The sequence below is a fragment of the Roseateles sp. AC306 genome, from assembly GCF_979253795.1.
In genome coordinates, this window is record NZ_CEEDEB010000005.1 from 192,714 (window position 1) to 217,498 (window position 24,785).

Annotated in this window: 14 protein-coding genes; 4 read left to right on the top strand and 10 right to left on the bottom strand. The window is 68.6% G+C overall.

The annotated features are described in order from the left end of the window. Positions 1 to 2: 2 nt before the first annotated feature. The 9 genes from araG to AC0IZJ_RS13060 all read right to left on the bottom strand — a co-directional run bounded on the left by araG (position 3) and on the right by AC0IZJ_RS13060 (position 18,082). Entirely contained in the window at positions 3 to 1,517 is a 1,515-nt protein-coding gene (gene araG, locus AC0IZJ_RS13020) for an L-arabinose ABC transporter ATP-binding protein AraG (RefSeq protein WP_471850607.1), read from the bottom strand. A 76-nt stretch (positions 1,518 to 1,593) separates the two neighbouring features. Then, positions 1,594 to 2,580 (bottom strand): arabinose ABC transporter substrate-binding protein, encoded by a 987-nt coding sequence (locus tag AC0IZJ_RS13025; protein WP_471850322.1) that lies wholly within the window; start codon positions 2,578 to 2,580, stop codon positions 1,594 to 1,596. Positions 2,581 to 2,595: 15 nt separating this feature from the next. Next, the gene (locus AC0IZJ_RS13030) at positions 2,596 to 3,492 is read right to left on the bottom strand and encodes an SMP-30/gluconolactonase/LRE family protein (protein ID WP_471850324.1); all 897 of its coding nucleotides are present in this window, start codon (positions 3,490 to 3,492) and stop codon (positions 2,596 to 2,598) included. A 77-nt stretch (positions 3,493 to 3,569) separates the two neighbouring features. Next, positions 3,570 to 5,972, bottom strand: coding sequence for a beta-galactosidase (locus AC0IZJ_RS13035; RefSeq protein WP_471850326.1), 2,403 nt, complete (start codon positions 5,970 to 5,972; stop codon positions 3,570 to 3,572). Between the two features lie 29 nt (positions 5,973 to 6,001). After that, entirely contained in the window at positions 6,002 to 6,619 is a 618-nt protein-coding gene (locus tag AC0IZJ_RS13040) for a 2-dehydro-3-deoxy-6-phosphogalactonate aldolase (protein WP_471850328.1), read from the bottom strand. A 2-nt stretch (positions 6,620 to 6,621) separates the two neighbouring features. Beyond that, positions 6,622 to 7,530 carry a 2-dehydro-3-deoxygalactonokinase gene (locus AC0IZJ_RS13045; protein WP_471850330.1) on the bottom strand — a complete coding sequence of 303 codons (909 nt, stop codon included), beginning with the start codon at positions 7,528 to 7,530 and terminating at the stop codon, positions 6,622 to 6,624. Next, positions 7,530 to 8,678, bottom strand: a complete 1,149-nt coding sequence (gene dgoD / locus AC0IZJ_RS13050; protein WP_471850332.1) for a galactonate dehydratase — start codon at positions 8,676 to 8,678, stop codon at positions 7,530 to 7,532. The genes AC0IZJ_RS13045 and dgoD overlap by 1 nt, the downstream gene beginning before the upstream one ends. A 351-nt stretch (positions 8,679 to 9,029) precedes the next feature. Then, positions 9,030 to 11,483: a response regulator gene (locus AC0IZJ_RS13055; protein ID WP_471850333.1), complete on the bottom strand. Its 2,454-nt coding sequence runs from the start codon at positions 11,481 to 11,483 to the stop codon at positions 9,030 to 9,032. Continuing rightward, complete coding sequence (locus AC0IZJ_RS13060) at positions 11,480 to 18,082, bottom strand: HAMP domain-containing protein (RefSeq protein ID WP_471850335.1); 6,603 nt, start codon at positions 18,080 to 18,082, stop codon at positions 11,480 to 11,482. Before AC0IZJ_RS13060 ends, AC0IZJ_RS13055 begins: the two co-directional genes overlap by 4 nt. Positions 18,083 to 18,404: 322 nt before the next feature. Between AC0IZJ_RS13060 and AC0IZJ_RS13065 the strand changes: the two genes are divergently transcribed. Then, complete coding sequence (locus AC0IZJ_RS13065) at positions 18,405 to 19,544, top strand: zinc-binding metallopeptidase family protein (RefSeq protein ID WP_471850337.1); 1,140 nt, start codon at positions 18,405 to 18,407, stop codon at positions 19,542 to 19,544. After that, positions 19,541 to 20,413 (top strand): transglutaminase-like domain-containing protein, encoded by an 873-nt coding sequence (locus AC0IZJ_RS13070; protein WP_471850339.1) that lies wholly within the window; start codon positions 19,541 to 19,543, stop codon positions 20,411 to 20,413. The genes AC0IZJ_RS13065 and AC0IZJ_RS13070 overlap by 4 nt, the downstream gene beginning before the upstream one ends. Positions 20,414 to 20,469: 56 nt before the next feature. On the opposite strand, the gene AC0IZJ_RS13075 is transcribed toward AC0IZJ_RS13070, so the two are convergent. Beyond that, positions 20,470 to 20,715, bottom strand: coding sequence for a hypothetical protein (locus AC0IZJ_RS13075; protein ID WP_471850341.1), 246 nt, complete (start codon positions 20,713 to 20,715; stop codon positions 20,470 to 20,472). 214 nt (positions 20,716 to 20,929) lie between these two features. Between AC0IZJ_RS13075 and AC0IZJ_RS13080 the strand changes: the two genes are divergently transcribed. After that, on the top strand, positions 20,930 to 21,538 hold the full coding sequence (locus AC0IZJ_RS13080; protein ID WP_471850343.1) for a hypothetical protein: 609 nt from the start codon (positions 20,930 to 20,932) through the stop codon (positions 21,536 to 21,538). 14 nt (positions 21,539 to 21,552) lie between these two features. Then, positions 21,553 to 24,783, top strand: coding sequence for a hypothetical protein (locus AC0IZJ_RS13085; RefSeq protein ID WP_471850345.1), 3,231 nt, complete (start codon positions 21,553 to 21,555; stop codon positions 24,781 to 24,783). Positions 24,784 to 24,785: the final 2 nt, after the last annotated feature.

Sequence of the window (24,785 nt, forward strand, 5' to 3'; positions counted from 1 at the left end):
GATCAATGCAGGGGCGCGGCAGGCGCTCCATCAGGAAGGGCCAGGGCGAGCGCGGCGGTCTCGCTGGCTGTGGCGCGGTCCAGCTCGCCGCTGATGCGGCCGTCGCGCATGACGATGAGGCGGTCGGTGATGCCCAGCACCTCGGGCAGCTCGCTGGAAATGACGATGACGCAGCAGCCCGAAGCGGCCACGTCGTGGATGATCTTGTAGATCTCGTTCTTGGCACCCACGTCGATGCCACGCGTCGGCTCGTCGAGGATGAGCACCTTCAGCCCGGGCTCGGCCAGCCAGCGCGCGAGGATGACCTTCTGCTGGTTGCCACCCGACAGCAGGCGGATCTCCTGCTCGCGGCTGGGGGTCTTGATGCGCAGCTTCTTGATGAACTCGTCGGCGCGCTGGGCCTCCTGCCCGTGGCGCAGGAAGATGCCGCCGAGCAGGCCGTGGCGGCGGCAGCTGATGTTGATGTTCTCTGCCACCGACGAGTGGGCCAGGATGCCCTGCTCCTTGCGGTCCTCCGGGCACAGCACGATGCCGGCGGCAATCGCTGCGGACGGGCCGGCGGTGGACACTTTCTGGCCGTCCAGCAGCACCTCGCCGCCCCGCCGCGCATCGGCGCCGTAGAGCAGGCGCATCAGCTCGCTGCGGCCGGCGCCCACCAGGCCGAAGAAGCCCAGCACCTCGCCGCCACGCATCGCAAAGCTCAGCGGCTCCGGCAGGCGCGCGCTGTGCAGGCCGCGCGCTTCCAGGCGCATGGGGCCGTGCTGGCGGCTGCGGTAGTCGTAGATGTCCTGCAGCTCGCGGCCGACCATGTCGGCGATGAGGCGCTCGCGCGGCACGTCGGCCATCACGTCATGCGTGACGATCTTGCGGCCGTCACGGAAGATGGTGCAGGCGTCGCACAGCTCGTACAGCTCCTCGAGCCGGTGCGAGATGTAGATCAGCGTGCGGCCTTCGGCGCGCAGGCGCTTCACGAGACGGAAGAGGATCTCGGTCTCGCGGTGCGACAGGCTGCTGGTGGGCTCGTCGAAGGCGATGACCTTGGCGTCCTGCATGACGGCCTTGCAGATCTCCACCATCTGGCGCTGGGCGATGGACAGGTCCGACAGGCGCGCGGCCGGGTCCAGCTCGACACCGATGGCGGCCAGTTGCTCGGCCACCAGCCGGCGGGCGGCCTTGTGGTCGACGAAGCCAAGGCGCGTCGGCAGGCGGCCCAGCAGCACGTTCTCGGCCACCGTCAGCTCGGCGACGTACTGCAGCTCCTGGTGAATGATGGCCACGCCGGCGGCGATGGCGTCACCCGCCGAGGTGAAGTGCCGCTCCTGGCCTTCCAGCAGCAGCCGGCCGCCGTCGGGCTTGTACTGGCCACCGAGAATCTTCAGCAGCGTGCTCTTGCCCGCGCCGTTCTCGCCGAGCAGGCCCATGACCTGACCGGCATGCGCCTCGAAGCTCACCCCGTTCAGCGCCTTGACGCCGGGGAAGACCTTGCTGATGTTGTCGAACTGCAAGACAGCCATCAGTGCCGCCCGGCCGCCCGAAGGCGTTGATGCGCCCCCTCGGGGGGCAGTGAGTAGAACGAACGTGGGGGCTTCATGTTCAGAGACCCATTTGCTTTCTGAGCTCGGCTTGGTTTTGGCGGGTCATGAGGGTGCCGGCAGTGAGAGTGACGGGCGGCGGCGCCTTGCCCGCTGTGGCCCACTCGTAGACGAACACGGCCGTCTCGTAGCCGTGGCGCTTGGGGCTGATCAGCACCGTGCCGAAGAAGCCGGTGGGCGTGGGCTTGGTGAACTCGTTGAGCGCTGTCTGGCTGCCGCCGATGCCGATGGCCAGCATCGCGTCCTGCTTGATGCCGCGGCCTTCGCCAGCGCGCACGGCGCCGAGTGCGGCTTCGTCGTTCAGGCCCACGGCCACCCAGCGCTTGAACTTGGCGTTCTTCGTGAAGGCGATGTTGGCGGCGTTGAAGGCGCTCTCGGTGTCGGTCTTGGCCTGCGGCGCGTCGACGACGTTGGCTGCGGGCAGGCCGCCGGCCTTCAGTGCGTCGATGGCGCCCATGGTGCGGTCGCGCGCCGTGGGCAACTGGTCGAAGGCCACGCGCAGTGCGCCGACTTCGTCCAGCTTCCAGCCGCGCGCCTTGATCTCGGCGATCAGCGCCTGGCCGACCTGCTTGCCGATCTCGTAGCCGGAGATGCCCATGTGCGGAATGTCGGCGATGGGCTTGCCGGCGCCGTCAACGAGTTGGTCGTCCACGGACATGACCTTGAGCTTGTGGCGCTTGGCCGCGCGGTTCACGGCCGCGCCGAGCTTGACGTCAGGCGCGCAGATGACGAAGCCGACCGCTTTCTGCGCGGCCAGGTTGTCGATGGCGGCCATCATCTTTTCGCCGTTGGGAATGCCGATCTTGACGAGCGTGAAGCCCTTGTCCTTGGCGGCCTGTTCGGCGAACTTCCATTCGTCCTGGAACCAGGGTTCTTCGGCCTGCTTGACGAGGAAGCCGATCTTGACCGGGTCGGCGGCCTGCACCGCGAAAGGGGCGGCCAATGGGGCCAGCATGGCCAGCGTGAGAGCGCGTCGTTGGATCTTCATGGTGTTGTGTCTCCGTCAGTCGTCAAACAAGGTGTCTTCAATGCCCAGCGCCTTGGGCAGGTGCAGCCCGAACAGGCTGCCGGACAGCGGCTGCGCGGCCAGCGCGTCGCGGCTGAGTTCGGCGCGGGCGGTGGTGAGCATCAGCTGATCCCTGCCCTCGCCGCCGATGGCGGGGCAGGTGGCGTGGACAGCCGGGGCATTCATGACGCCCATCAGCTGGCCCTCGGGGTCGTAGCGTGCCACACGGCCGGCGCCCCACTGCGCATTCCACAGGCAGCCTTCGGTATCGATGACCGAGCCGTCGGGCCAGGCGTCGGCGCGGTCCATCTGCGTGAACTGTCGGACGTTGTCGACCTGGGCGGTCTCGGCGTCGTAGTCGCACTGCTGGATGCGCTGGCTCAGCGTGTCGCAGAAGTACATCGTGCGGCCGTCCACGCTGAAGCAGATGCTGTTGGCAATCGCCACCGCCGGCAGGGCCAGCCGGCGCAGGCCATGGGGCAGAGAGAACTGATAGAAGCTGGCGATTGCGCGCTTCTCCCGGGCTTCGTTCATCGTGCCGAAGACGAAGAAGCCGCGGCGGTCGGTGCGGCCGTCGTTGATGCGGGTGCGCGATTCGGCAGCGTCGACCGGAGCGAGCGTCTGCAACTGGTTCAGCTCCAGTTGCTCGCCCAGCGACGCAACGGCCAGGCGCTTGGCCAGACCCAGCAGCACGCGGCCGGAGCGGCAGTGCGCGAAGCTGCCCAGGCGATCCGGCAGGCGGCAGAACTGCGGACCGCCCACACCCGGGCGCCAGGCGAACAGGGTGGCAGCCTCGATGTCCGTCCACCACCAGCGGCCGCCATGCCACAGCAGACCCTCGCCGAGGGTGGCGCCATGCGGCAAGGTCAGTTCCAGGTCACCGGTCAGTTTCATCAGGCGCTCAGGTTACGGAGCTGTTCCATTCCCTACCAATCGAATGTCCGGGCTTAACTATCCGGATTGGGAATACCTCAGGGCGCTATCGCGACGCGCCGCACGGTCAGCAGCCGGGCACCACGCAGTTCCGCCACCTGGGTATGGCCGGCAGCAAAGGCGGGGCGGTGGGCGGCGTCGATGTAGATCGGCGCGTCGGCGCGCAGCGGCAGCACGCTGAGCTGCAGCTCGGCACCTGGCTTGAGCGCGAACTGGCGCAGGCCGATCTCCCAGCGCTGGCCGTTGTAGTACCAATCGTCCAGCATCTTCGTGCCGGCAAAGACGCGGCCGATGTCGCCGACGAAGTCCAGCTCCAGCAGCACGTCCTCGGCCTGAGGCGCCAGCTCGGCGGGCAGCTTCAGCGACCAGGTCGCCGCAGTGGCGAAGGCCTCGGGGATGGGCTGCACGGCGGCATTGGCCAGGCCGCCCTTCAGGATGCGGGGCGCATTGCCGGCCTTGCGGGTGGCGGCGATGTGCAGCGTCGGCTGGGCGGGGTCGCCCGCCAGTTCCAGGCGTTGCAGCAGGCCGTCCTGCCTGACTTGCAGGCCCGCCGCGCCCGGCTTGGGCAGGGCCGGGAAGACGGCGGCTCGCAGCGCCTTCGGGCCGACGCCGCGCAGCTGCAGCTTGCCGTCGGCCACCCAGGCCTGCTGCTCGCTGAAGATGAGGCGGCGCTGGCCGGCAATCTCCAGCACGCTCAACTGCTCGACCTGCTCGGGGGTCAGCAGCAGCACGCTGACAGCGCGGCCCTTGTTGGCGCCATCCGTGGTGCCGATGCGCTGCAGACTGGCCTCGGCCTTGAGCGTCTTCACGCCTTCAGGCAAGGCGAACTCGGCCGGGATGCCGGACGTGGTCACGAAGACGTGGACGATGCCCTGCGCGCCGGCGTCGACCCGCGTGACCGGCTGGGCCGTCGCATGGCGCAGCTTCACGCCGTCGAGGTCCAGGTTGATGGGCCAGATGAAATAGGCGCCATTGGGGATGTCGACCGGCTGGCTGGGCAACGTCACCGTTCCGCCAGGCAGTTGCACTTCGAAGCGCATCGCCATCTGCGTCGGCATCGGGTACTGGCGCACATGGTTGTTGAAGAACAGGTAGCCGGCATCGCCATTGCTGCGCACGGACCAGCGCGGCGTCTGCAGGTCGGCCGGGTTGGCGGGCGAGCGGTCGGGCTGGCGCACGGTCATCGTCGCCAGCTGGGCGCCGTAGTCGCGCAGGAAGTAGTGGAAGGGGCGCAGCTTGGTGAGCACCGGGCGCTGCTGGCCGTCCGGGCCGAGCGGCGCCTGGAAGTCATACGTGATGCGCGGCGTGTCGTTGTAGCCGCCGCTGAGCGTGCTCTCCTCCAGGCCCGTGCCGCCCATGCCGACCGGGTTGCGGCCGCCGTGGAACATGTAGTAGCCGAACAGGTTGACGCCCGAGCCGATCTGCACCGGCAGCATGGCGGCGATGTCGTCCGGCGACACCAGCGTGCGGCGGCGGTACATGGCGGGCAGGCCCGGGCCGTATTCCGCGCCGAGGAAGGGCACCTTGTCCTTGTCGGTCTCGGCCGTGCCGGCGCCGTGCGACTTGGTCTGCGCGCCGAGGTCGCCGCTGACACGGGTGTTGAAGCGGAAGGCGTGCGTCTCCTTGGGCGGCAGCTCCTGCGTGCTGGTCGCCCACGGCTCGTCGGGGTAGCCGCCGAACACGGGCGTGACCTCGCCGGACGGATAGACCGTGCCGTCCCAGCCGGTGACGGTGTACAGCGGCACATCCATGCCGGCCTTCAACGCCAGCGCCTTCAGGGCGCTGATGTGCTCCTCGCCCCGGCCCGCGCCGCGGATGTTGTATTCGTTCTCCAGCTGCACGCCGACGACGGGGCCGCCGTCCTTCCACAGCAGGCCCTTGATCTGCGCGCCGATCTCGGCGTAGAGCTTCTCGACATGGCCGAGGTACTCAGGGTCGTTGCTGCGCACGGGCATCTTGTCGACCACCCAGTCCGGGATGCCGCCGTAGCGCGCCTCGCCATGCGCCCAGGGGCCCAGGCGCACGACGACCTTCAGGCCGGCCGCCTGGGCCAGTTGCACGAAGCGGCGCAGGTCGTGGTTGCCCTTCCAGTTGAAGGCGCCCGGCTGCTCCTGGTGGTGGTTCCAGAACACGTAGCTGGCGACGATGTCGATGCCGGCCGCCTTCATCAGGCGCAGCTGGGCGTCCCATTGCGAGGCAGGCGCGCGGCTGTAGTGGTACTCGCCCATGACCGGCAGCCAGGGCTTGCCGTCCTTCAGCAGGTACTGGTTGTTGGCGGCCAGCGTCTCACCCTTGGGCGAGGTTGCCGTGCCAAGCTTCAGGTGCCCGGTCAGCGGCGCGGCGACGGCGGCGCGGGCGTCGAGCCTGAGGGTGTCAGCGCCTGCCGTGGGGGCGAGCGCCCCCACCAGCAGCGCCGCGGTCAGCGAGCGGATGCGGTTCATGCTGTCTCCGGGTTGTCTTGTTTTTGGAATCAGAGCGCGCGCCAGGCCTGCACGAAGGCGCGGGCACGCTGGGCGACGTCAGCCGCCGACAGGCCCGGGCTGTACAGCGCAGAGCCGAGGCCGAAGCCGGCGGCGCCGGCCTTGACGTAAGGCGTCATGTTGTCTGGCGTGATGCCACCCACCGGCAGCAGGCGAAGCTCGCGCGGCAACACGGCGCGCATGGCCTTGACGATCGTCGGCGTGATGAGTTCGGCCGGGAACAGCTTGACCGCATCGGCGCCGGCATTGACGGCTGCGAAGGCCTCGGTCGGCGTGGCCGCGCCCGGCACGCAGAACAGGCCGCGCGCCTTGGCCGCACGGATGACCTCCACATCGGCATGCGGCATGACGATGACCTTGCCGCCGGCCGCCTGTACGTCCGCCACGGCCTGCACGCTCAGCACCGTGCCGGCGCCGACGACGGAATCGGCCGGCATGCGGCGCGCGAGGCGGCCGATGGAGTCGAGCGCGTTGGGGGAGTTCAGAGGTACCTCGATGACGCGAAAGCCTTCGGCGTAAAGCGCGTCGGCAATCGCCTCGACCTCCTCGGGCTTCACCCCGCGCAGGATGGCGACGAGGGGGAGGTGTTTCAGGGCTGCGTCGAGCATGTTCAGGTGAGGTTCATTGTTTGCGCCAGCCGCCACAGGCCGGCAGGCGCGGTGTTGTCGAGCAGCAGCGGCGTCGCATGACCGAAGCGGGTCAGCGCTTGCGCATAACGCGCGCACAGGGCCGGGTCGCCGACAAGAGCGATGCGCTCCGACGTAACGGCACGCAACTCGCTGGCGATCTCGTGGCCGATCAAAAGGCCGGAGAGGTAGTCGGGCAGTTGCTCGGCGCCGAGCTGCTTGAACAGGCCCAGCGTGCGCACGGCGAACAGCTGGTGGGCGAGGCCGCCCTCCTGCCGCGCCGCGTCCACGCCCTTCAGGAAGGCCTCGGGCGACGCGGGCGAACTGCCATCGGCCGGCATCAGGCGGTTCAGCACCGAGTGCTGGCGCAGCAGCGCGAACAGCTCGCCGGTCATGTGGGTTGCGAAGCCCGTGACCCGGCCGCCGCTGACGCGCGCCCACTTGGAATGCGTGCCCGGCAACACCAGGCAGGTTTCTTCGGCCAGCTCGGGGTGCAGCGCGAGCGCGCCGACGATCTGCGTCTCCTCGCCGCGCATGACGTCGGGCTGGGCGGCGTCGTCGACGAGGCCAGGGATGATGCTCAACGCGTCGTCGATGGCCAGCGCCTGACCGGCCAGCGCAGCGGCGTCCGCCGGGCAGCGTACATAGGCCGCCTCGCGCCAGCCGTGCTGGCTGCCGACCATGCCGCAGGCGAGCAGCTTGAGCTTGGGGTGATCGGCCCGCCAGTCGCCGACCAGATCGGCGAGCGCGCGGGCGAACACGTCGGCGCCGTGCAGCGTCGACGCGCCGTCGTTGGACTGGCGCGTCTCCAGCACTTCACCGTCGGCCCCAAGCAGGAAGGCGCGCAGGCGGGTGCTGCCCCAGTCCAGGGCGATGAGCCGGGCTTCAGCCATCACCACTCGGCCACAGAGCCGTCAGCGTGGCGCCAGACCGGGTTGCGCCAGTCGGACGCGGTCTTGCTGGCCTCGATGACACGCTCTTCGTCGATCTCGACGCCCAGGCCCGGCTTGCGCAGCGGGTTGATAAAGCCGTTCTCGATGCGGAAGTCGTCCTTGTTCGTCACGAAGTCCAGCAGCTCGGCACCCTGGTTGTAATGGATGCCCATGCTTTGCTCCTGCAGCACGGCGTTGTGGGACACGAAGTCCACCGCCAGGCAGGACGCCAGCGCCACCGGGCCCAGCGGGCAATGCGGCGCGAAGGCGACGTCGTAGGCCTCGGCCATCGAGGCGATCTTGAAGCACTCGGTGATGCCACCGGCATGCGACAGGTCGGGCTGCACGATGGAGATGCCGCCGGCCTGGAAGACGCGCTTGAAGTCGAAGCGCGAGAACATGCGCTCGCCGGCCGCCAGCGGGATGCTGGTGTACTCGGCCAGGCGCGGGTACTGCTCGGCCTGCTCGGCCAGCACCGGCTCCTCGACGAACAGCGGGCGATAGGGCTCCAGCGCGCGCAACAGCGGCTTGGCCATCGGCCCGGCCACGCGGCCGTGGAAGTCGATGCCGAACTCGATGTCATGGCCGAAGGCGTCGCGGATCTCGGCGATGCGGGCCACGGCCTCGTCCACCTTGCGGGCGCTGTCGACGATGGCCAGCTCCTCGGTGCCATTCATCTTGAAGGTGTCGAAGCCGCCTTCGCGCAGCCGCTTGATGTCGCGGATGACGTCGGCCGGGCGGTCGCCGCCGACCCAGGAATAGACCTTCATCTTGTCGCGCACCAGGCCGCCCAGCAGCTCGTAGACCGGCTGGCCCATGACCTTGCCCTTGATGTCCCACAGCGCCTGGTCGATACCGGCGATGGCGCTCATCAGAATGGGGCCGCCACGGTAGAAACCGGCGCGGTACATGACCTGCCAGAGGTCGTTGATGCGGGAGGGGTCCTGGCCGATCAGGTACTCCGACAGCTCGTGAACGGCCGCCTCGACGGTGCGTGCACGCCCTTCAATAACCGGTTCACCCCAGCCGACGACGCCCTCGTCGGTCTCAATCTTCAGGAACATCCACCGCGGAGGCACTCGGTAGGTCGTCAGCTTCGTGATTCGCATGGGCTCATGGCTCGTTCAGTAACTTCACGAGCTTAGGAGGGCCATCTAGTTCTGAAATATCGTTTCTTTCGCTTGGGCTATACCTAGTTGATATAGAAGCCCGCAGCGGCGGCCCACGGCGGTGCGCAACGAGGGGCATAGTTCACAGGGTTAACCCTTGACGATCAGGTGTAAACCCTTATACTGAAGCCGTTTCAACAGTCACAAAGGGAAAAAAATGGAACTGATCATCATCACTCTGGCCTTCTCGGTCGTCGCCGTCGTGGCCCAGTTCGCCGACTTCATGAGCCGCCGCGCTGCCGCCAACGCCATCGGCGCCTGAGCGTCCCGGCGCCTCTGCGCCCAAAGCCCTCAGGGGGCGCCCGGGCGTATCTCGTCGATCAGGCGACGGACATCGTCAAAATCAAACGGCTTGAGCAAGGCGCGCACATGCGGGCCGAAATCGCTCAGGTCGTTGCCCATCGGGTAGCCTGATGAAAACACCACCCAGGCATCCGGTGCGCGGCTCAGGATGGCTCGCGCGAACTCCACACCCGACATGCCGCACAGGCTGACGTCGGTGATGACGAGGTCGACGTCCTCGGGCACATAGCAGGCCAGCGCCTCCTCGGCGCCTGCGAAGGCCCGCACCTTGAGCCCCTCCTCCTCCAGCATCCAGGTGATCTGCTCGCGCAGGTCGTCGTTGTCTTCCACGAACAGGGCGCGCAGCGGCCGGTCCGCACGCTGCCCAAGCTTCGCCACCGTGCGCACGAATTCGACGGGCGACACCGGCTTCTGCACGCAGAGCTGGTAGCCGGCCTCCAGTGCGGCATCGCGGTCCTCCGTGCGCACAAAGGCGGTGACGGCCAGGGCCGGCAGCGTGTCGGCGTCCAGGCCGAGGTCCTGGCGCACGCGGCGGATCAGGCCGTAGCCGTCCAGTTCCGGCATGCCGAGGTCGCTGAGCAGCACATCGAAGCGGTGCACGGCCAGCAGCGCCAGCGCCGCCTGCGCGGACTGCGCCGTCGTGACCACCGCGCCCTGCTCCGACAGCAGGCGCGCATGCGCCTCCAGCACGTCGGCATGGTCGTCCACAACCAACAGGCGCAGCCCGACGACCGAAGCGTCGGCGCCGCTGTCGTCGTCTGCAACCGGTTCATGGCTGGCCGGGTGGTTGTCGCGCGGCAGGGCCGAGCGGCTGGCCCGTGGGAAGCGCACGACGAAGGCGGCGCCCTGGCCCGGGCCTTCGCTGCGCGCCAGCACCTCGCCCCCATGCAGCTCGGTCAGGTTCTTGACGATGGACAGGCCCAGCCCCAGGCCGCCATGCATGCGCGCGGCGCTGTCATCGGCCTGGCTGAAGCGGTCGAACAGACGCGGCATGAACTCCTGGGCGATGCCCTGGCCGGTGTCGCTGACGCTGACCTCGACCGTCGCCTCCTGCACCGTCGTGGCGAGCGTGATGGTGCCGCCGGCCGGCGTGAACTTCATCGCATTGGTGACGAGGTTCATGACGATCTGCATCAGCCGACTTGCGTCGCCCAGCACCTCGACGGGCTCGGTGGCCGTCTGAAGCACGATGGCGTGCCGGCGCGACTGCGCAGTGGGCCGGGCGGTTTCGGCGGCGCCATGGACCACCTCGTTGAGGTCGACCCGCTGCATGTCCAGGCGCAGCTTTCCGGCAATGATGCGGCTCATCTCCAGCAGGTCCGACACCAGGAAGGACTGCGCCTGCGCGTTGCGCGCAATGGCCTGCACGCCGCGCTGCAGCGTGCTCGCCTCGACGCCGGGCTGGCTCAGCACATTCGCCCAGCCGACGATGGCTGCCAGCGGCGTGCGCAGCTCGTGGCTGACCGCGGCGATGAACTGCTCCTTGGCATGGGCGGCGTGCTCCGAGGCACTGCGCGCGGCCTGCTCGGCGGCCAGCAGCTGGTCGCGCCGCACCTGCAGCTCGCGCCGGTCGGTGATGTCGTGGAAGTAGACCGACAGGCCGTCTTCAGACGGATAGCAGTGGAACTGCAGCCAGCGCTCCGTACCTGTGCCGACGAGGGCCTCGAAAGACACGGCCTGGCGACCGGTCGTGGCACGGCCGAACTCGGTGTCGAGGAAGCCGTCGCCGACGATGCCCTCGAAGCGCTGCCCGATCAGCTCTTCGGCATGCCGCCCCAGCAGCAACGCGCCCTGCTCGTTGGCGTAGCCGATGCTGCCGTCGTGCTCGATGAGGAGCAGGCCGTCGGTGATGCTGCTCATCATGGCCTGAAGCTTGCGGTCGGCCAGCAGCAGCGCCTCGGAGCGCTCGCGCACGCGGCGCTCCAGCGTCTCGTTGAGTTCGCGCAGGCGCTCCTCGGCGCGGCGGCGCTCTTCCACCTCGGCCAGCAGCGCGATGTTGGCGCGCTGGACCTCCAGCGTCTTGCGGTGCAGCTCCGCGAACACCGCCACCTTAGAGCGCAGGATGGCCGGGTTCACCGGCTTGCTGAGGTAGTCCACCGCGCCGGTGCCATAGCCCTGCAGGCGGTGCTGGTCCTCATCGAAATAGGCCGTCAGGAAGATGATCGGCAGGTGTGCCGTCTTCTTGCGCTCCTTGATCATCTGCGCCAGCTCGATGCCGTTCATGTCGGGCAGCTGGATGTCCAGCACCATGACGGCGAACTCGTAGGCCATCAGCGCGCGCAGCGCCTGGTCGGCCGACTGGGCGCGCACGATGCGGTAGCCCGGGTCGTCGAGCACGCTCTCCAGCACGAGCAGGTTGGCCGGCTCGTCGTCGACGATGAGGATGTTCGTCGGCGGCAGCTCGGCCCCGGCCAGCGCGAATGGATCGGACGCCTCGGTCATCGGTGCAGCCAAACGCGCATCAGGGACAGCAGTTGCGCCGTGTTGACCGGCTTGGAGATGTAGTCGCTGGCGCCGGCTTCCAGGCACTTCTCGCGGTCGCCTTTCATGGCCTTGGCGGTCAGGGCGAGCATGGGCAGGTTGCGGAACTCGGGGTTGGAGCGGATCTCGCGCATGGTTTCGTAGCCGTCCATGTCCGGCATCATGATGTCCATCAGCACGAGGTCGAGGTCGGGCGTCTGTTGCACGATGTCGATGGCGGCGCGGCCACTGGTGGCGGTCATGACCTGCATGTCCTGATTCTCCAGCAGCGTCGTCAGCGCAAAGATGTTGCGCGCATCGTCGTCCACCACGAGCACGCGGCGGCCGCGCAGCATCTCGGCGGCGCCGTGCAGCTTCTGCAGCACGTCCTGCTTGTCCTGCGGCAGCTCGGTCACCACGCGGTGCAGGAACAGCGCCGTCTCGTCCAGCAGCCGCTCCGGGCTCTGCACGTCCTTCAGCACGACGCTCTTGGCCAGCGTGCGCAGCTGCTTGCGCTCCGCGTCGGACAGGTCCTTGCCGGTGAAGACGACCACCGGCACGGTGGCCAGTGCCGGGTCGGCGTGCAGTTGCTGCAGCAGGCCGAAGCCGCTGACGTCGGGCAGGCGCAGGTCCAGCACCATGCAGTCGAAGCGCTGCTCCTGCAGCAGCTGCAGCGCCTCGGCGCCGGTGCCGACGGCGACGAGCTCGATGTCCTGGTGGCCCAGCAGCTCGATGATGGCGCTGCGCTCGATCTCGTTGTCTTCCACCACCAGCAGGCGGCGCGTGCGCGGCACGGTGAAGTCGCGGATGCGGTCCAGCGCCGCCTCCATGCCCTCGCTGGTGGACGACTTGACGAGGTAGGAAAACGCACCGTGGGCAAGGCCGTGGTTGCGGTCTTCCTCGGCGACGCTGAAGATCTGCACCGGAATGTGGCGGGTCGACGGGTCGAGCTTGAGCTGGTTGAGCACCGTCCAGCCCAGCATGTCAGGCAGGAAGATGTCCAGCGAGATGGCCGTCGGGCGGAAGCGCCGCGCCAGCTCTAGGCCCGCGCCGCCCTTGAGCGCGACGAGGCCCTTGAAGCCGCGGTCACGGGCCAGGCCCAGCACGATGCGGGCGTAGTGCGGGTCGTCCTCGATGATGAGCAGCACCGAGTCGCCTTCGACGATGCTGTCGCGGTCGTCGGGCACCTGGGTCTCGCGCACCAGCGGCACGGTGGCGCGCATGTGCAGCGTGGTGTCGGGCGCGGCCTGTGGGCGCGGCGCGCGGGCGCTGTCGGCGCCCATGAACTGCAAAGGCAGGAACAGCGTGAAGGTGCTGCCCTCGCCATGGCGGCTGACGAGTTTGATTTCGCCGCCCAGCAGCGTCGCCAGTTCGCGGCTGATGGCCAGGCCCAGGCCCGTGCCGCCGTATTTGCGCGAGGTGCCGGCGTCGGCCTGCTGGAAGGCCTCGAAGATGAGGCGCTGCTTGTCGGGCGCGACGCCGATGCCGGTGTCCTCCACCGCGAAGGCCAGCACCTGGGGCGCCGTCGACAGCAGCGGGTGGTCGACGCTCCAGCCCTCGCGCGCGATGCTGACGCGCAGCTCCACATGGCCGTGCGCCGTGAACTTGACGGCGTTGGAAAGCAGGTTCTTCAGGATCTGCTGCAGGCGCTTGGCGTCGCTCTCCATGCTGCGCGGCAGGTCGTCCGCGAACAGCAGGCGCAGCGGCAGGTTCTTGGCCTCGGCGACCTGGCTGAAGTTGCGGTCGATGCTGTCGCGCAGTGACGCGAACGGGATGTCCTCGATCTCGACGGTGACGGTGCCCGACTCGATCTTGGACAGGTCCAGGATGTCGTTGATGAGGTGCAGCAGGTCGGAGCCCGACGAGTTGATGTTGCGCGCGAACTCGGTCTGCTTGGCGCTGAGGTTGCCGTCGTTGTTGACCGCAAGTTGCTGGCTCAGGATGAGGATGGAGTTCAGCGGCGTGCGCAGCTCATGGCTCATGTTGGCCAGGAACTCGCTCTTGTACTTGGACGTCAGCGCCAGCTCGGCCGCCTGGTCTTCCAGCGCGTGGCGGGCCTGCTCGACCTCGGCGTTCTTGCGCTCGACCTCGGCGTTCTGCTCGGCCAGCAGCCGCGCCTTGGTGCCGAGCTGCTCATTGGTCTCCTGCAGCTCGCTCTGGCGGGACTGCAGCTCCACCGTCAGCTGCTGTGACTGCGACAGCAGCGACTCGGTGCGCATCGTCGCCTCGATGGTGTTGAACACCGCGCCGATGCTCTGCGTCAGCAGCTCCAGGAAGGCCAACGAGCCGCTGCTGAAGGACTGCAGCGTGGCCAGCTCGATGACGGCCTTGGTCTCGCCCTCGAACAGCACCGGCAGCACGATGACGCTGACGCGCGCCGCGCGGCCGAGGCTGGAGGAGATGGCGACGAAGTCGGAGGCGATGTCCGCCAGCAGCACGCTGCGCTTCTCCAGCGCGCATTGGCCGACCAGGCCTTCGCCCAGCTTGATGGCGGGCATCAGCTCGACGCTGCCCGACTGCGCATAGCTCGCCAGCAGGCGCAGCTGCGGCTGCTCAAGCCCTTGAGCGCCGGCCAGGTGATAGATGGTGCCCTGGTGGGCCTGCACCAACGGCGCCAGCTCGGTCAGCAGCATCTGGCTGACGGTCTGCAGCTCGCGCTGGCCCTGCAGCATGCCGGTGAACCTGGCGAGGTTGGTCTTCAGCCAGTCCTGCTCGCGGTTGCGCTCGGTGGTCTCGCGCAGATTGGAAATCATCGTGTTGATGTTGTCCTTGAGCTCTGACACCTCGCCCTTGGCGTCCACCTGGATCGCGCGCGTCAGGTCGCCCTGGGTCACGGCGGTGGCCACCTCGGCAATGGCGCGCACCTGGGTCGTCAGGTTGGCGGCCAGCAGGTTGACGTTGCCGGTCAGGTCCTTCCAGGTGCCGGCCGCGCCGGGCACATGGGCCTGGCCACCCAGGCGCCCGTCCACACCCACCTCACGGGCCACGTTGGTCACCTGCTCGGCGAAGGTGGCCAGCGTGTCGGTCATGTTGTTGATGGTGTCGGCCAGCGCCGCCACCTCGCCCTTGGCCTGCACGGTCAGGCGCTGCGTCAGGTTGCCGTTGGCCACGGCGGTCACGACCTTGACGATGCCGCGCACCTGCTCGGTCAGGTTGGAGGCCATGAAGTTGACGTTGTCGGTCAGGTCCTTCCAGGTGCCGCCCACGCCCGCTACCTTGGCCTGGCCGCCCAGCTTGCCCTCGGTGCCCACCTCGCGGGCCACGCGCGTGACCTCGCCGGCAAAGGCGTTGAGCTGGTCGACCATGGTGTTGATGGTGTCCTTCAGCTCCAGGATCTCGCCCTTCACGTCCACCGTGATCTTGCGGTTCAGGTCGCCGCGGGCCACGGCCGTCGTCACCTCGGCGATGTTGCGCACCTGGGCCGTCAGGTTGGCGCCCATGGTGTTGACCGAGTCGGTCAGGTCCTTCCACGTCCCGCCCACGCCGGGCACCACGGCCTGCACGCCCAGGCGGCCTTCGGTACCCACCTCGCGGGCCACGCGCGTGACCTCGGACGCGAAGGAGCGCAGTTGCTCCACCATCGTGTTGATGGTTTCCTTGAGCTGAAGAATCTCGCCGCGCACGTCCACGGTGATCTTCTTGGACAGGTCGCCGTTGGCCACCGCGATGGTCACCTCGGCGATGTTGCGCACCTGGTTGGTCAGGTTGCTCGCCATCGAGTTGACGTTGTCGGTCAGGTCCTTCCACGTGCCGGCCACACCGGGCACCTGGGCCTGGCCGCCGAGCTTGCCCTCGGTGCCCACCTCGCGGGCCACCCGGCTCACCTCCGACGCGAACGCGCCGAGCTGCTCGACCATGGTGTTCATGGTCTGCTTCAGCTCCAGGATCTCGCCCTGCACGTCCACGGTGATCTTGCGACTGAGGTCGCCGCGGGCGATGGCCGTCGCCACGTCGGCGATGTTGCGCACCTGGCCGGTCAGGTTGGACGCCATGGAGTTGACGTTGTCCGTCAGGTCCTTCCACGTGCCGGCCACGCCCGGCACGACGGCCTGGCCGCCGAGCTTGCCGTCGGTACCCACCTCTCGCGCCACCCGCGTCACTTCGGACGCGAAGCCGTTGAGCTGGTCCACCATCGTGTTCAGCGTGTTCTTCAGCGCCAGGATCTCGCCCTTCACCTCCACGGTGATCTTGGACGAGAGGTCTCCCCGCGCGATGGCCGTTGCCACGTCCGCGATGTTGCGCACCTGGCCGGTCAGGTTGGAGGCCATGAAGTTGACGTTGTCGGTCAGGTCCTTCCACACGCCGGCCACGCCCGGCACGGCTGCCTGGCCGCCCAGCTTGCCTTCGGTGCCCACCTCGCGGGCGACGCGGCTCACTTCGGATGCGAAGCCGTTGAGCTGGTCCACCATTGTGTTGAGCGTGTTCTTCAGCTCCAGGATCTCGCCCTTCACGTCGACCGTGATCTTCTTGGACAAGTCGCCGTTGGCCACCGCCGTGGCCACATCGGCGATGTTGCGCACCTGGCCGGTCAGGTTGGACGCCATCGAGTTGACGTTGTCGGTCAGGTCCTTCCACGTGCCGGCCACACCAGGCACCTGGGCCTGGCCGCCGAGCTTGCCGTCCGTGCCCACCTCGCGCGCCACGCGGCTCACCTCGCCGGCAAAGCCGTTGAGCTGGTCAACCATCGTGTTGATCGTGTTCTTCAGCTCCAGAATTTCGCCGCGCACGTCCACGGTGATCTTCTTGGACAGATCGCCGTTGGCCACGGCCGTCGTCACCTCGGCAATGTTGCGCACCTGGCCCGTCAGGTTGGTCGCCATCGCGTTGACGGAGTCGGTCAGGTCCTTCCAGATACCGGCGACGCCGCGGCCTTCGGCCTGGCCGCCCAGCTTGCCGTCCGTGCCCACCTCGCGGGCCACGCGCGTCACTTCAGACGCAAAGCCGCTCAGCTGGTCGACCATCGTGTTGATGGTGTTCTTCAATTCCGAGATCTCGCCGCGCACGTCGACGGTGATCTTCTTGGACAGGTCGCCATTGGCCACGGCGGTCGTCACCTCGGCGATGTTGCGCACCTGGCCGGTCAGGTTGGAGGCCATGAAGTTGACGTTGTCGGTCAGGTCTTTCCAGGTGCCGGCCACGCCGGGCACCTGGGCCTGGCCGCCGAGCTTGCCGTCCGTGCCCACCTCGCGCGCCACACGGCTGACCTCGCCGGCAAAGCCGTTGAGCTGGTCGACCATCGTGTTCATGGTGTTCTTCAGGGCAAGAATCTCTCCCTTGACCTCCACCGTGATCTTTTTCGACAAGTCACCGCTAGCCACCGCCGTCGCCACGTCGGCGATGTTCCGCACCTGGTTGGTCAGGTTCGACGCCATCGAGTTGACGTTGTCCGTCAGGTCCTTCCAGGTGCCGGCCACGCCGGGCACGGCCGCCTGACCGCCCAGCTTGCCCTCGGTGCCGACCTCGCGGGCCACGCGAGTCACTTCAGACGAGAAGCCGTTGAGCTGGTCCACCATCGTGTTGATGGTTTCCTTCAGCTCCAGGATCTCGCCCTTCACGTCCACGGTGATCTTGCGCGAGAGGTCGCCGCGCGCCACGGCGGTGGTCACCGTCGCGATGTTGCGCACCTGGGCCGTCAGGTTGGTGGCCATCGCGTTGACCGAGTCGGTCAGGTCCTTCCAGGTGCCGGCCACGCCGGGCACGACGGCCTGGCCGCCCAGGCGCCCGTCGGTACCCACCTCACGCGCAACGCGCGTCACTTCCGAAGCGAACGAGCGCAGCTGGTCCACCATCGTGTTGGTGGCTTCCTTCAACTGAAGGATCTCGCCGCGCACGTCGACGGTGATCTTCTTGGACAGGTCGCCATTGGCCACCGCGATGGTCACATCGGCGATGTTGCGCACCTGCGCTGTCAGGTTGCCGGCCATCTGGTTGACGGAGTCGGTCAGGTCTTTCCAGACGCCGGACACGCCCTTCACCTGCGCCTGGCCGCCGAGCTTGCCCTCGGTGCCCACCTCGCGCGCAACGCGGGTCACTTCACTGGTGAACACCGACAACTGCTCGATCATCGTGTTGACCAGCCGCGCCGAGCGCAGGAACTCGCCCTTGAGTTCACGGCCGTCCACCTCCAGCTCCATCGCCTGGCTCAGGTCGCCCTTGGCGACGGCGCCAATGGTGCGTGCGATCTCGGCGGTAGGCCGCACGAGGTCGTCGATCAGCGAGTTGATGGATTCGACCTTGGTGGCCCAGGATCCCAGCGCGCCGGGCAAGGTCAGGCGATGCTTGAGCCTCCCCTCCTTGCCCACCGTTGCCGACAATCGAGCTACCTCAGCCGTGATGCGCGCCTCCTGGACCGTGATCTGGTTGAAGGCCGCAGCGATCTGGCCCTCGACATCGTCCCAGTCATTGGGCAGGCGCACGGAGAAGTCGCCGTCGCGAAACGCCGAAAGCGCCGCAAGGATCTGGCGCGAGCGGTGAGCGCTCGACTCATGCGACGCCGCACCGGCCTCAGGCCTGGCCTTGGCCGCCGATTTCGACGCGACAACGCGTGTCTTGCGAGCCTGCTGCGCGATCGTTGTCCCCATGTCGCCCCGTCCATTGCTTGTGACTCAAAACCGACGCCGAACCGGCTGCCGCACTGACCCTCACGGGCGGGGCCACCGATCGGCAACGGACTCTAGCAGCGGCCTGTGCCGCAGGCCGCCACGCGGCACCATCCCAAAAAAAACGGCCTGTTGTCCTACAGCGGCGCAGCGGAAAAAACGTCCGATCGATCCCAGCGAAGCTGCCGGCCAACACCGCTTCATCGCGAAAGCTCACATGGCCTACACGCGAGGCCATCGCATCTGACTAGGATGGACTTGCCACGGTGCCCCGCGCCGCCTGCCCTCTTCCTGCGTATAGCCCATGAAAACCTTTTGCTGTGAACGCTGCGCCGCGCGCGTGTTCTTCGAGAACGACTCCTGCGGCGCCTGTCAGGCGCGCCTGGGCTTCATCCCTGCCGAATTGACTCTGGGTTCCTTCGAGGTGGACGAAGCAGGCCAATGGCTGCGGCTTTCCGATGGCAGCGCCGGCTTGCGCTGCTGCGCCAACCACGAGGCACCGCTGTTCTGCAACTGGATGGTCGGGGCGGAAGACGTGGAGCCCCGCTGCCTGTCCTGCCGCACGACGCAGGTGCACCCGGTGCTCGACAAGGGCGACAACCGCGCCTACTGGCACCGCATCGAAGCCGCCAAGCGCCAACTCGTCTACAGCCTGGCTTCATGGGGGCTGCCCTTCCCGAGCAAGGCGGAGGACGCGCCCAACGGCGTGGCCTTCGAGTTGCTGGAGCAGGTCGACCCGGAGGAGAAGGTGCTGACCGGCCACGACGACGGCCTCATCACGCTCAACATCGCCGAGGCCGACGACGCGCACCGCGAACAGGCGCGCGCCCAGTTGCACGAGCCCTATCGCACGCTGCTCGGCCACTTTCGCCACGAGATCGGCCACTACTACTGGGACCGACTCATCCGCGACACCACCTGGATCGACAAGTACCGCGAGCTGTTCGGCGACGAACGGGCCGACTATGCCGAAGCGCTGGAGCGGCACTACGCCGCGCCGCTGGCCGATTGGCAGAGCCGCTTTGTCAGCGCCTACGCCAGCTCCCACCCCTGGGAGGACTGGGCCGAATGCTGGGCCCACTACATGCACCTGCAGGACGGCCTGGAAACGGCCACCTCCTGGGGCCTGCAGCTGGACCATGCGGTGCCGGGCGGCGCTGCGGTGCGCGCCGAGGCCATCGCCGCCGACGAAACGCAGCTGCAGGCCAAGATCGTCAGGCACTGGCTGCCTGTCTCCCAGTTCATCAATGCCATGTCCAGAAGCCTGGGCGGGCGTGACAGCTACCCCTTCGTGATGCCGGATGCGGTGCTCGACAAGCTCGCCTTCATCCATGAGGTGATCCGGGCGGGCGTGCGCGGCGACATGCCGATGAACTTCCTGCCCAGACCCGTTGAACCGCTGGCGGTCGAGCCCGCCGAACCTGCTGAGAGCCTCGCCGCATGATCCGCATCGAACTGCATGTCCAGCTGAAGTACGAGGTGAGCGCGCCGGGCGCGGATTTCATCCTCAACATCCATCCCGCCTACACGCCGCGCCAGCGGGTCTCAGCCGAGCACCTGACGCTGAGCCAGAACATCAGCTCCGAGCTGCAGACCGACCCCAACACCGGCAACCGCCACCTGCGCCTGCAGGCGCAGCCGGGCGAGTTGGAGATCACCTACGAAGGCACGATCGAGCTGGCCCACCGCCAGGACCGGCCCGAAGACCTGCACGAGGTGCCGGTGCACCAGCTGCCGCTGGACGTGCTGCGCTACATCTACCCCAGCCGCTACTGCCAGTCGGACCGGCTCATCAAGCTCGCCACCGCCGAGTTCGGCGGCATCCCCGCCGGCCATGGGCGGGTGCAGGCCATCGCGCGGTGGATACAGGAGCGCGTGTCGTTCGCGTCGAACACCTCCAACTCCACGACCTCGGCGGTCGACACGCTGATCGAACGCGTCGGCGTCTGCCGCGACTTCACCCACCTCATGGTGGCGCTGTGCCGCGCGCTCAACATTCCCGCCCGCTTTGCGACCGGCACGGACTACGGTGCCGATCCGGTCCTGGGGCCACCGGACTTCCATGCTTACGCGGAGGTCTACCTGGGCGGCCACTGGTACATCTTCGACCCCTCCGGCACCGCGATCCCGATGGGCTTCGTGCGCTTCGGCACCGGCCGAGACGCAGCCGACGTGGCCTTCGCCACCATCTTCGGCACCGTCAACTCCTGGGCGCCGTTCATTCGCACAACCGCGACCACGGACGGCAGCGACGGCCTGGTGTTACCCCACCATTGCGCGATGGCGCTCTCCACGGACGGCAGCCTCGACTGACGCGCGCGCCACCGCGCAGCGATCACTGCAGACGTCTGGCTAGGGCCACCGACCCTTCAGTGCTGTGACGCAGCGGCGAATGCGCGCCATTCGCGCCGCGCCACCAGCGAGAACGCGATGCATGCGGCCACCGACAGCGCCAACGCGACCCAGGTCTCCAGCGAGCCGTCCCCGCCGTCGGGCGATTCATCGAACAGCAGCTCGAACCACTGCGGCTCGATCAACGTCGCCACGCAGGCCACGGCGCTGCACAACGCCAACAGCGTGGCAATTGCGAGCCGCAGGCGGTGGTTCTTGGGCATCGGTCCTCCGGCAATAGGTCCGTCAATAGGCCCGTCAGCGGGCGACTGATTCTTCAGGCGCCACCGGCGGGTGTCAACGCGATGCGCATTGCGGATGCCCGACAAGGTAGGGGTTGTGAGCCCCGGGGCCGCTTGGCATCGTCAGACGCGGCCCACACAAGAGCCGAAGAGGAGACATCGGCATGACCCTCGCTGCGCGTTGCTTCGCCGCCCCATGATCGTCAAACCCATGATCGGCGACTGGGAAGTGACGGGCATTACCGCCATCCGTGCGGTGGAGCGCCGGCGCCTTGCACGCATGGGCGTGCCAGGCCTTGACGGAGACCTGCAGCAGGACATGGGCCACGAAAGCCTGGCCGTCGAGATCCGCGGCAGCCTGCAGGGCGACGATCTGCGAGACACCTTCCTCACCGCCGTGCGTGAACGGCATCTGGCCGGCGAACCGCTGGCCTTTGTTGCCGACATCGTCGCCGCCACCAAGCTGGACCGCGTGCTCGTCGAAGCCTGCGAAGTGCTGGAGTCCAACGACTGGGCCGAGCATGTGCGCTACCGCCTGGTGCTGCGCGAGTACGTCGAGCCGCCGGAGCCACCGGCGCCGATGGACGATCTGGGCGCCGACCTCGGCCTGGAACTCGACGCGCTGGCCGACCTGGGCCTGGACGGCCTCGCCCTGCCCGACCTGCTCGGCGACGTGCCGACACTGGGCGACCCGGTTGCACCGGTGCAGCCCGCGTTAGACGGCGTGCGCGCCGCCACTGCCGGCCTGTCCGAGGCGATGGGTGCGTTGGCCGGGCTGTTCAACTCGCCGCCACCGCCGGCCTGATACGCGAGCACGCCATGAGCGACTGCGCCCTCGTCGAAGGTCTTCGTGACCGCCTCGGTGTCGCCGACACCGGCTCGGCGGTGGGCGCGATCGGTGGTCACTTCAACGTCGGCGTCAGCCTGCCGGCCATCGACCTGGGCGGCCTGTCCGGCATCACGTCGCGGCTGGGCGTGGACGCCGGGCCGCTGCAGGCTGCGGGGGGCCGCATCGCCGGGCAGCTCACCGGCGTGGCCGGCGGGCTGGACCCGTCGGGCATGGTCGCGCCGCTGCTGCAGCTGGCCAGCCAGGCCGAGCAGTTGGCCGGGGCCGACCCGGCCGCCATCCTGCAGCGCATCACCAGCCGCGTGTCCGGCGGCAGCGACGATGGCCTGGCCAAGCTGCAGCGCGTGCTGGGCGGCGTCTCCGAGGGCGCGCAGGACAGCGCGGTGCAAGGCGTCGTCGCGCTCGGCCGCGCCCTGCTGCCGGCGCTGCCCGAGAGCCCGCTCGCGGCTTTGGGCACCTGGGGCGGCGGCATCACCAGCTTCATCACGCTGGCCGGCGGGCTGATGGCCGTGGAGGGCCGCTCGCGCGTCATCCAGCAGGCGCCCGCCTTGGTGTGGGAGAGGCTCGCGCCGCTGCGCGAAGGCCGCCTGACCAAGCTGGCTGCCTGGGCCGGCAACCCGCTGCTCGCGCACGTGGCCCTGCGGCCCGACGACGCGGCCGTGCAGCAGGCCGTGGCCGGCTATGCGCGCGAACTGGTGCTGGCCGTGCGTGAACTGGAAGACGCCGTCGGCACCGCCGAGGTGACGCTGGCCTACGAGGACCCGCAGCGCATCGCCCTGCAGCTCACGGCGCTCGAGCCGCTGCTCGCATCGGTCGGGCCTGAGCCGCTTCAGGCCTTATGCGCCGACCTGGCGGGCCGGCTGTCGCCGGTCATTTCAGGCGCCGGCAGTGCGGCCGGCGGCGGGCTGGATGCGCAGATCGACCAGGCCCTGGCCCTGGTCGGCCAACTGGTGACGGCGATCAACGCCATCGATGCCGCGGCCCTGTCGGCGCCCGTGCGCAATGCCATTGGCAGCCTGACCAGCGGCCTGAACACCGTGGCCGACGGCATAGGTAGCGGCGTCGGCATCGTCACGACCGCGCTGCACACGGTGCGCGATGCCGTGCTGGCGGTCGATCTGCGCCCGCTGGCCGATGCGGTGCGCGCGGTGATACAGCCACTGGCCGATGCCCTGGCGGCACTGGACGCCCTGCTCGCCACGGCGATGAGCGCCATCGGCGACGCACTGGAGCTGGCGCAGCAGGCCATCACGACCGCGAAGAATGCCATCCTCACGGCAGCCGGCGCGTTGAAGGATGCTTTCGACAGCCTCGCCACGGCGGTGCAGGCCCTCGACCTGCCCGGCAAGATCCGCGATCTGCAGGGCGGCATAGAGACCGTGGCCGGTGAGCTCAATCGCATCCGCCTCGAGCCCTTCTTCGACACTTCGCGCGACGTGATGAGCACGGCCGCCGACGCGCTGCGCCTGGTGCCGGTGGACATCCTGCCCGACGACCTGAAGGCCAAGCTGGTCGAGGTCTGCGCCACCGTGCGCGCCATCGACTTCGCCAGCCAGGTGCGGCAACCGCTGACCACGCAGCTCGACGCCATCCTCAACGAGTTCGACACTGACGTGCTCGGCCAGGTGGCGGTGTTTCACGAGCAGCTGGTCGCCTTCCTGACCAGCATCGACCCGACCCAGCCGCTGGCCGACCTGGAGCGCCGTTTCGACGAAGACCTGATCCAGCCCCTGCTGGCACTGGACCCGGACGCGCTGCTCAAGCCCGCCACGGACGCCATCGCCGACGTGCAACGGCGCATCGCCGCCATCGACCTGCACACCGCCGTGCTCGGCCCGGTCGAGGACGCCTTCGCGCAGGTGCTGGCCCTGATCGACCAGGCCAACCCCGCCACTGTGCTGCAGCCTGTGGCCGACCGCATCACCGCCCTGCGCACGCAGATCGACCAGGCCTTCGGCCTGTCCACCTGGGCCGACACGCTGGACCAGGCCCACGCCCAGCTCAGCGGCGTGCTGGACCGCGTGGACTTGGGCGAACTGGTGCCGCGCCTGGAGGCCGGCTACCAGCTGCTGCTGAATGGCCTGCGCGACGTGCCCGGCGGCGGCGCCATCGGCTCGCTGGTTGCGATGCTGGTGCAGCAGGTGGTGCCGGTGTCGCCGGCCAGCTGGGTCACGGTGCAGCGCTGGCTGGATGCCGGCGGTGCGGCGGCCGAGGTGAAGGCGCGCATGGTCGAGGCCAGGACGCAGCTGCAGGCCATTGCCGATGCCCTTCAGGCCACCGACGTGACCGGCACGGTCAGCCGGCTGACGCCCATGCACACACAGCTGGTTGCCGCGCTCAACGCGCTGCCGGCCGACCATGTGCTGCGTCGGCGCTTTGCCTCCGTGCTGGCCGCCAGCCCGGCCGAACGCCTGGCCCCGCTGTCCGCCGGCACAGGCCGCCTGCTGGCTGTGGCCCGCGCCGGCACGGCGGCCCTGCTGCCGCTGGCCAGCTCGGGCTTCAGCCACACCGACCTGGCGCGCGACCGCCTGCGCGCCGGCCTGCTGCCGCTGGCCGCGATCAAGGACCAGCTGCTCGGCCTGGTGCGCCGCTTCGGTGTCGACCCGGTGGGCCGCGACATGGGGGCCGTGTTCGCCGAGCTGCTGGCCGCGATGCGCCCGTCGCGCGTGCTGGCGGCGCTGCAGCCGGTGCTGGACGCGCTCAAGGCCAAGATCGACGCCCTCGTCGTCACCGGCCTCGTGACGCCACTCAAGGAAGGTATTGCCGCGCTGCAGGCCATCCTGGCGCGCATCGACCTGGCGCCCGTCGTCGCCGAGCTCGTGGCCATCCACGCCGCGGTGCGCGGCCAGGTTGCGTCGCTGTCGCCGCAGGCATTGCTGGGCGATGTGCTCACGGCCTTCGACGAGCTGCAGCAACACCTGGGCAGCTACGACCCGCTCGCGCCGGCACGAACCGCCATCAATGCCTTCAAGGCCGCCGTGGCGGAGCTCGCCGCGCCCGGCAGCGTGGTGCGGCCCACGGTGCTGTTTGCCGGCGTCGTCTCGGTGCACCACGACTTCGCCAGCGCGGTGGCCAGCATCGACGTGCGCAACCTGCTCAAGCCGGTGCTCGACGCCCTGCACGGCCTGGTGCAGCAGCTCGACGAAGGCCTGCTGTCCACCGAAGACGCGTTCGGCGACCTGCAATCGGCCTTGCCCGCATGACA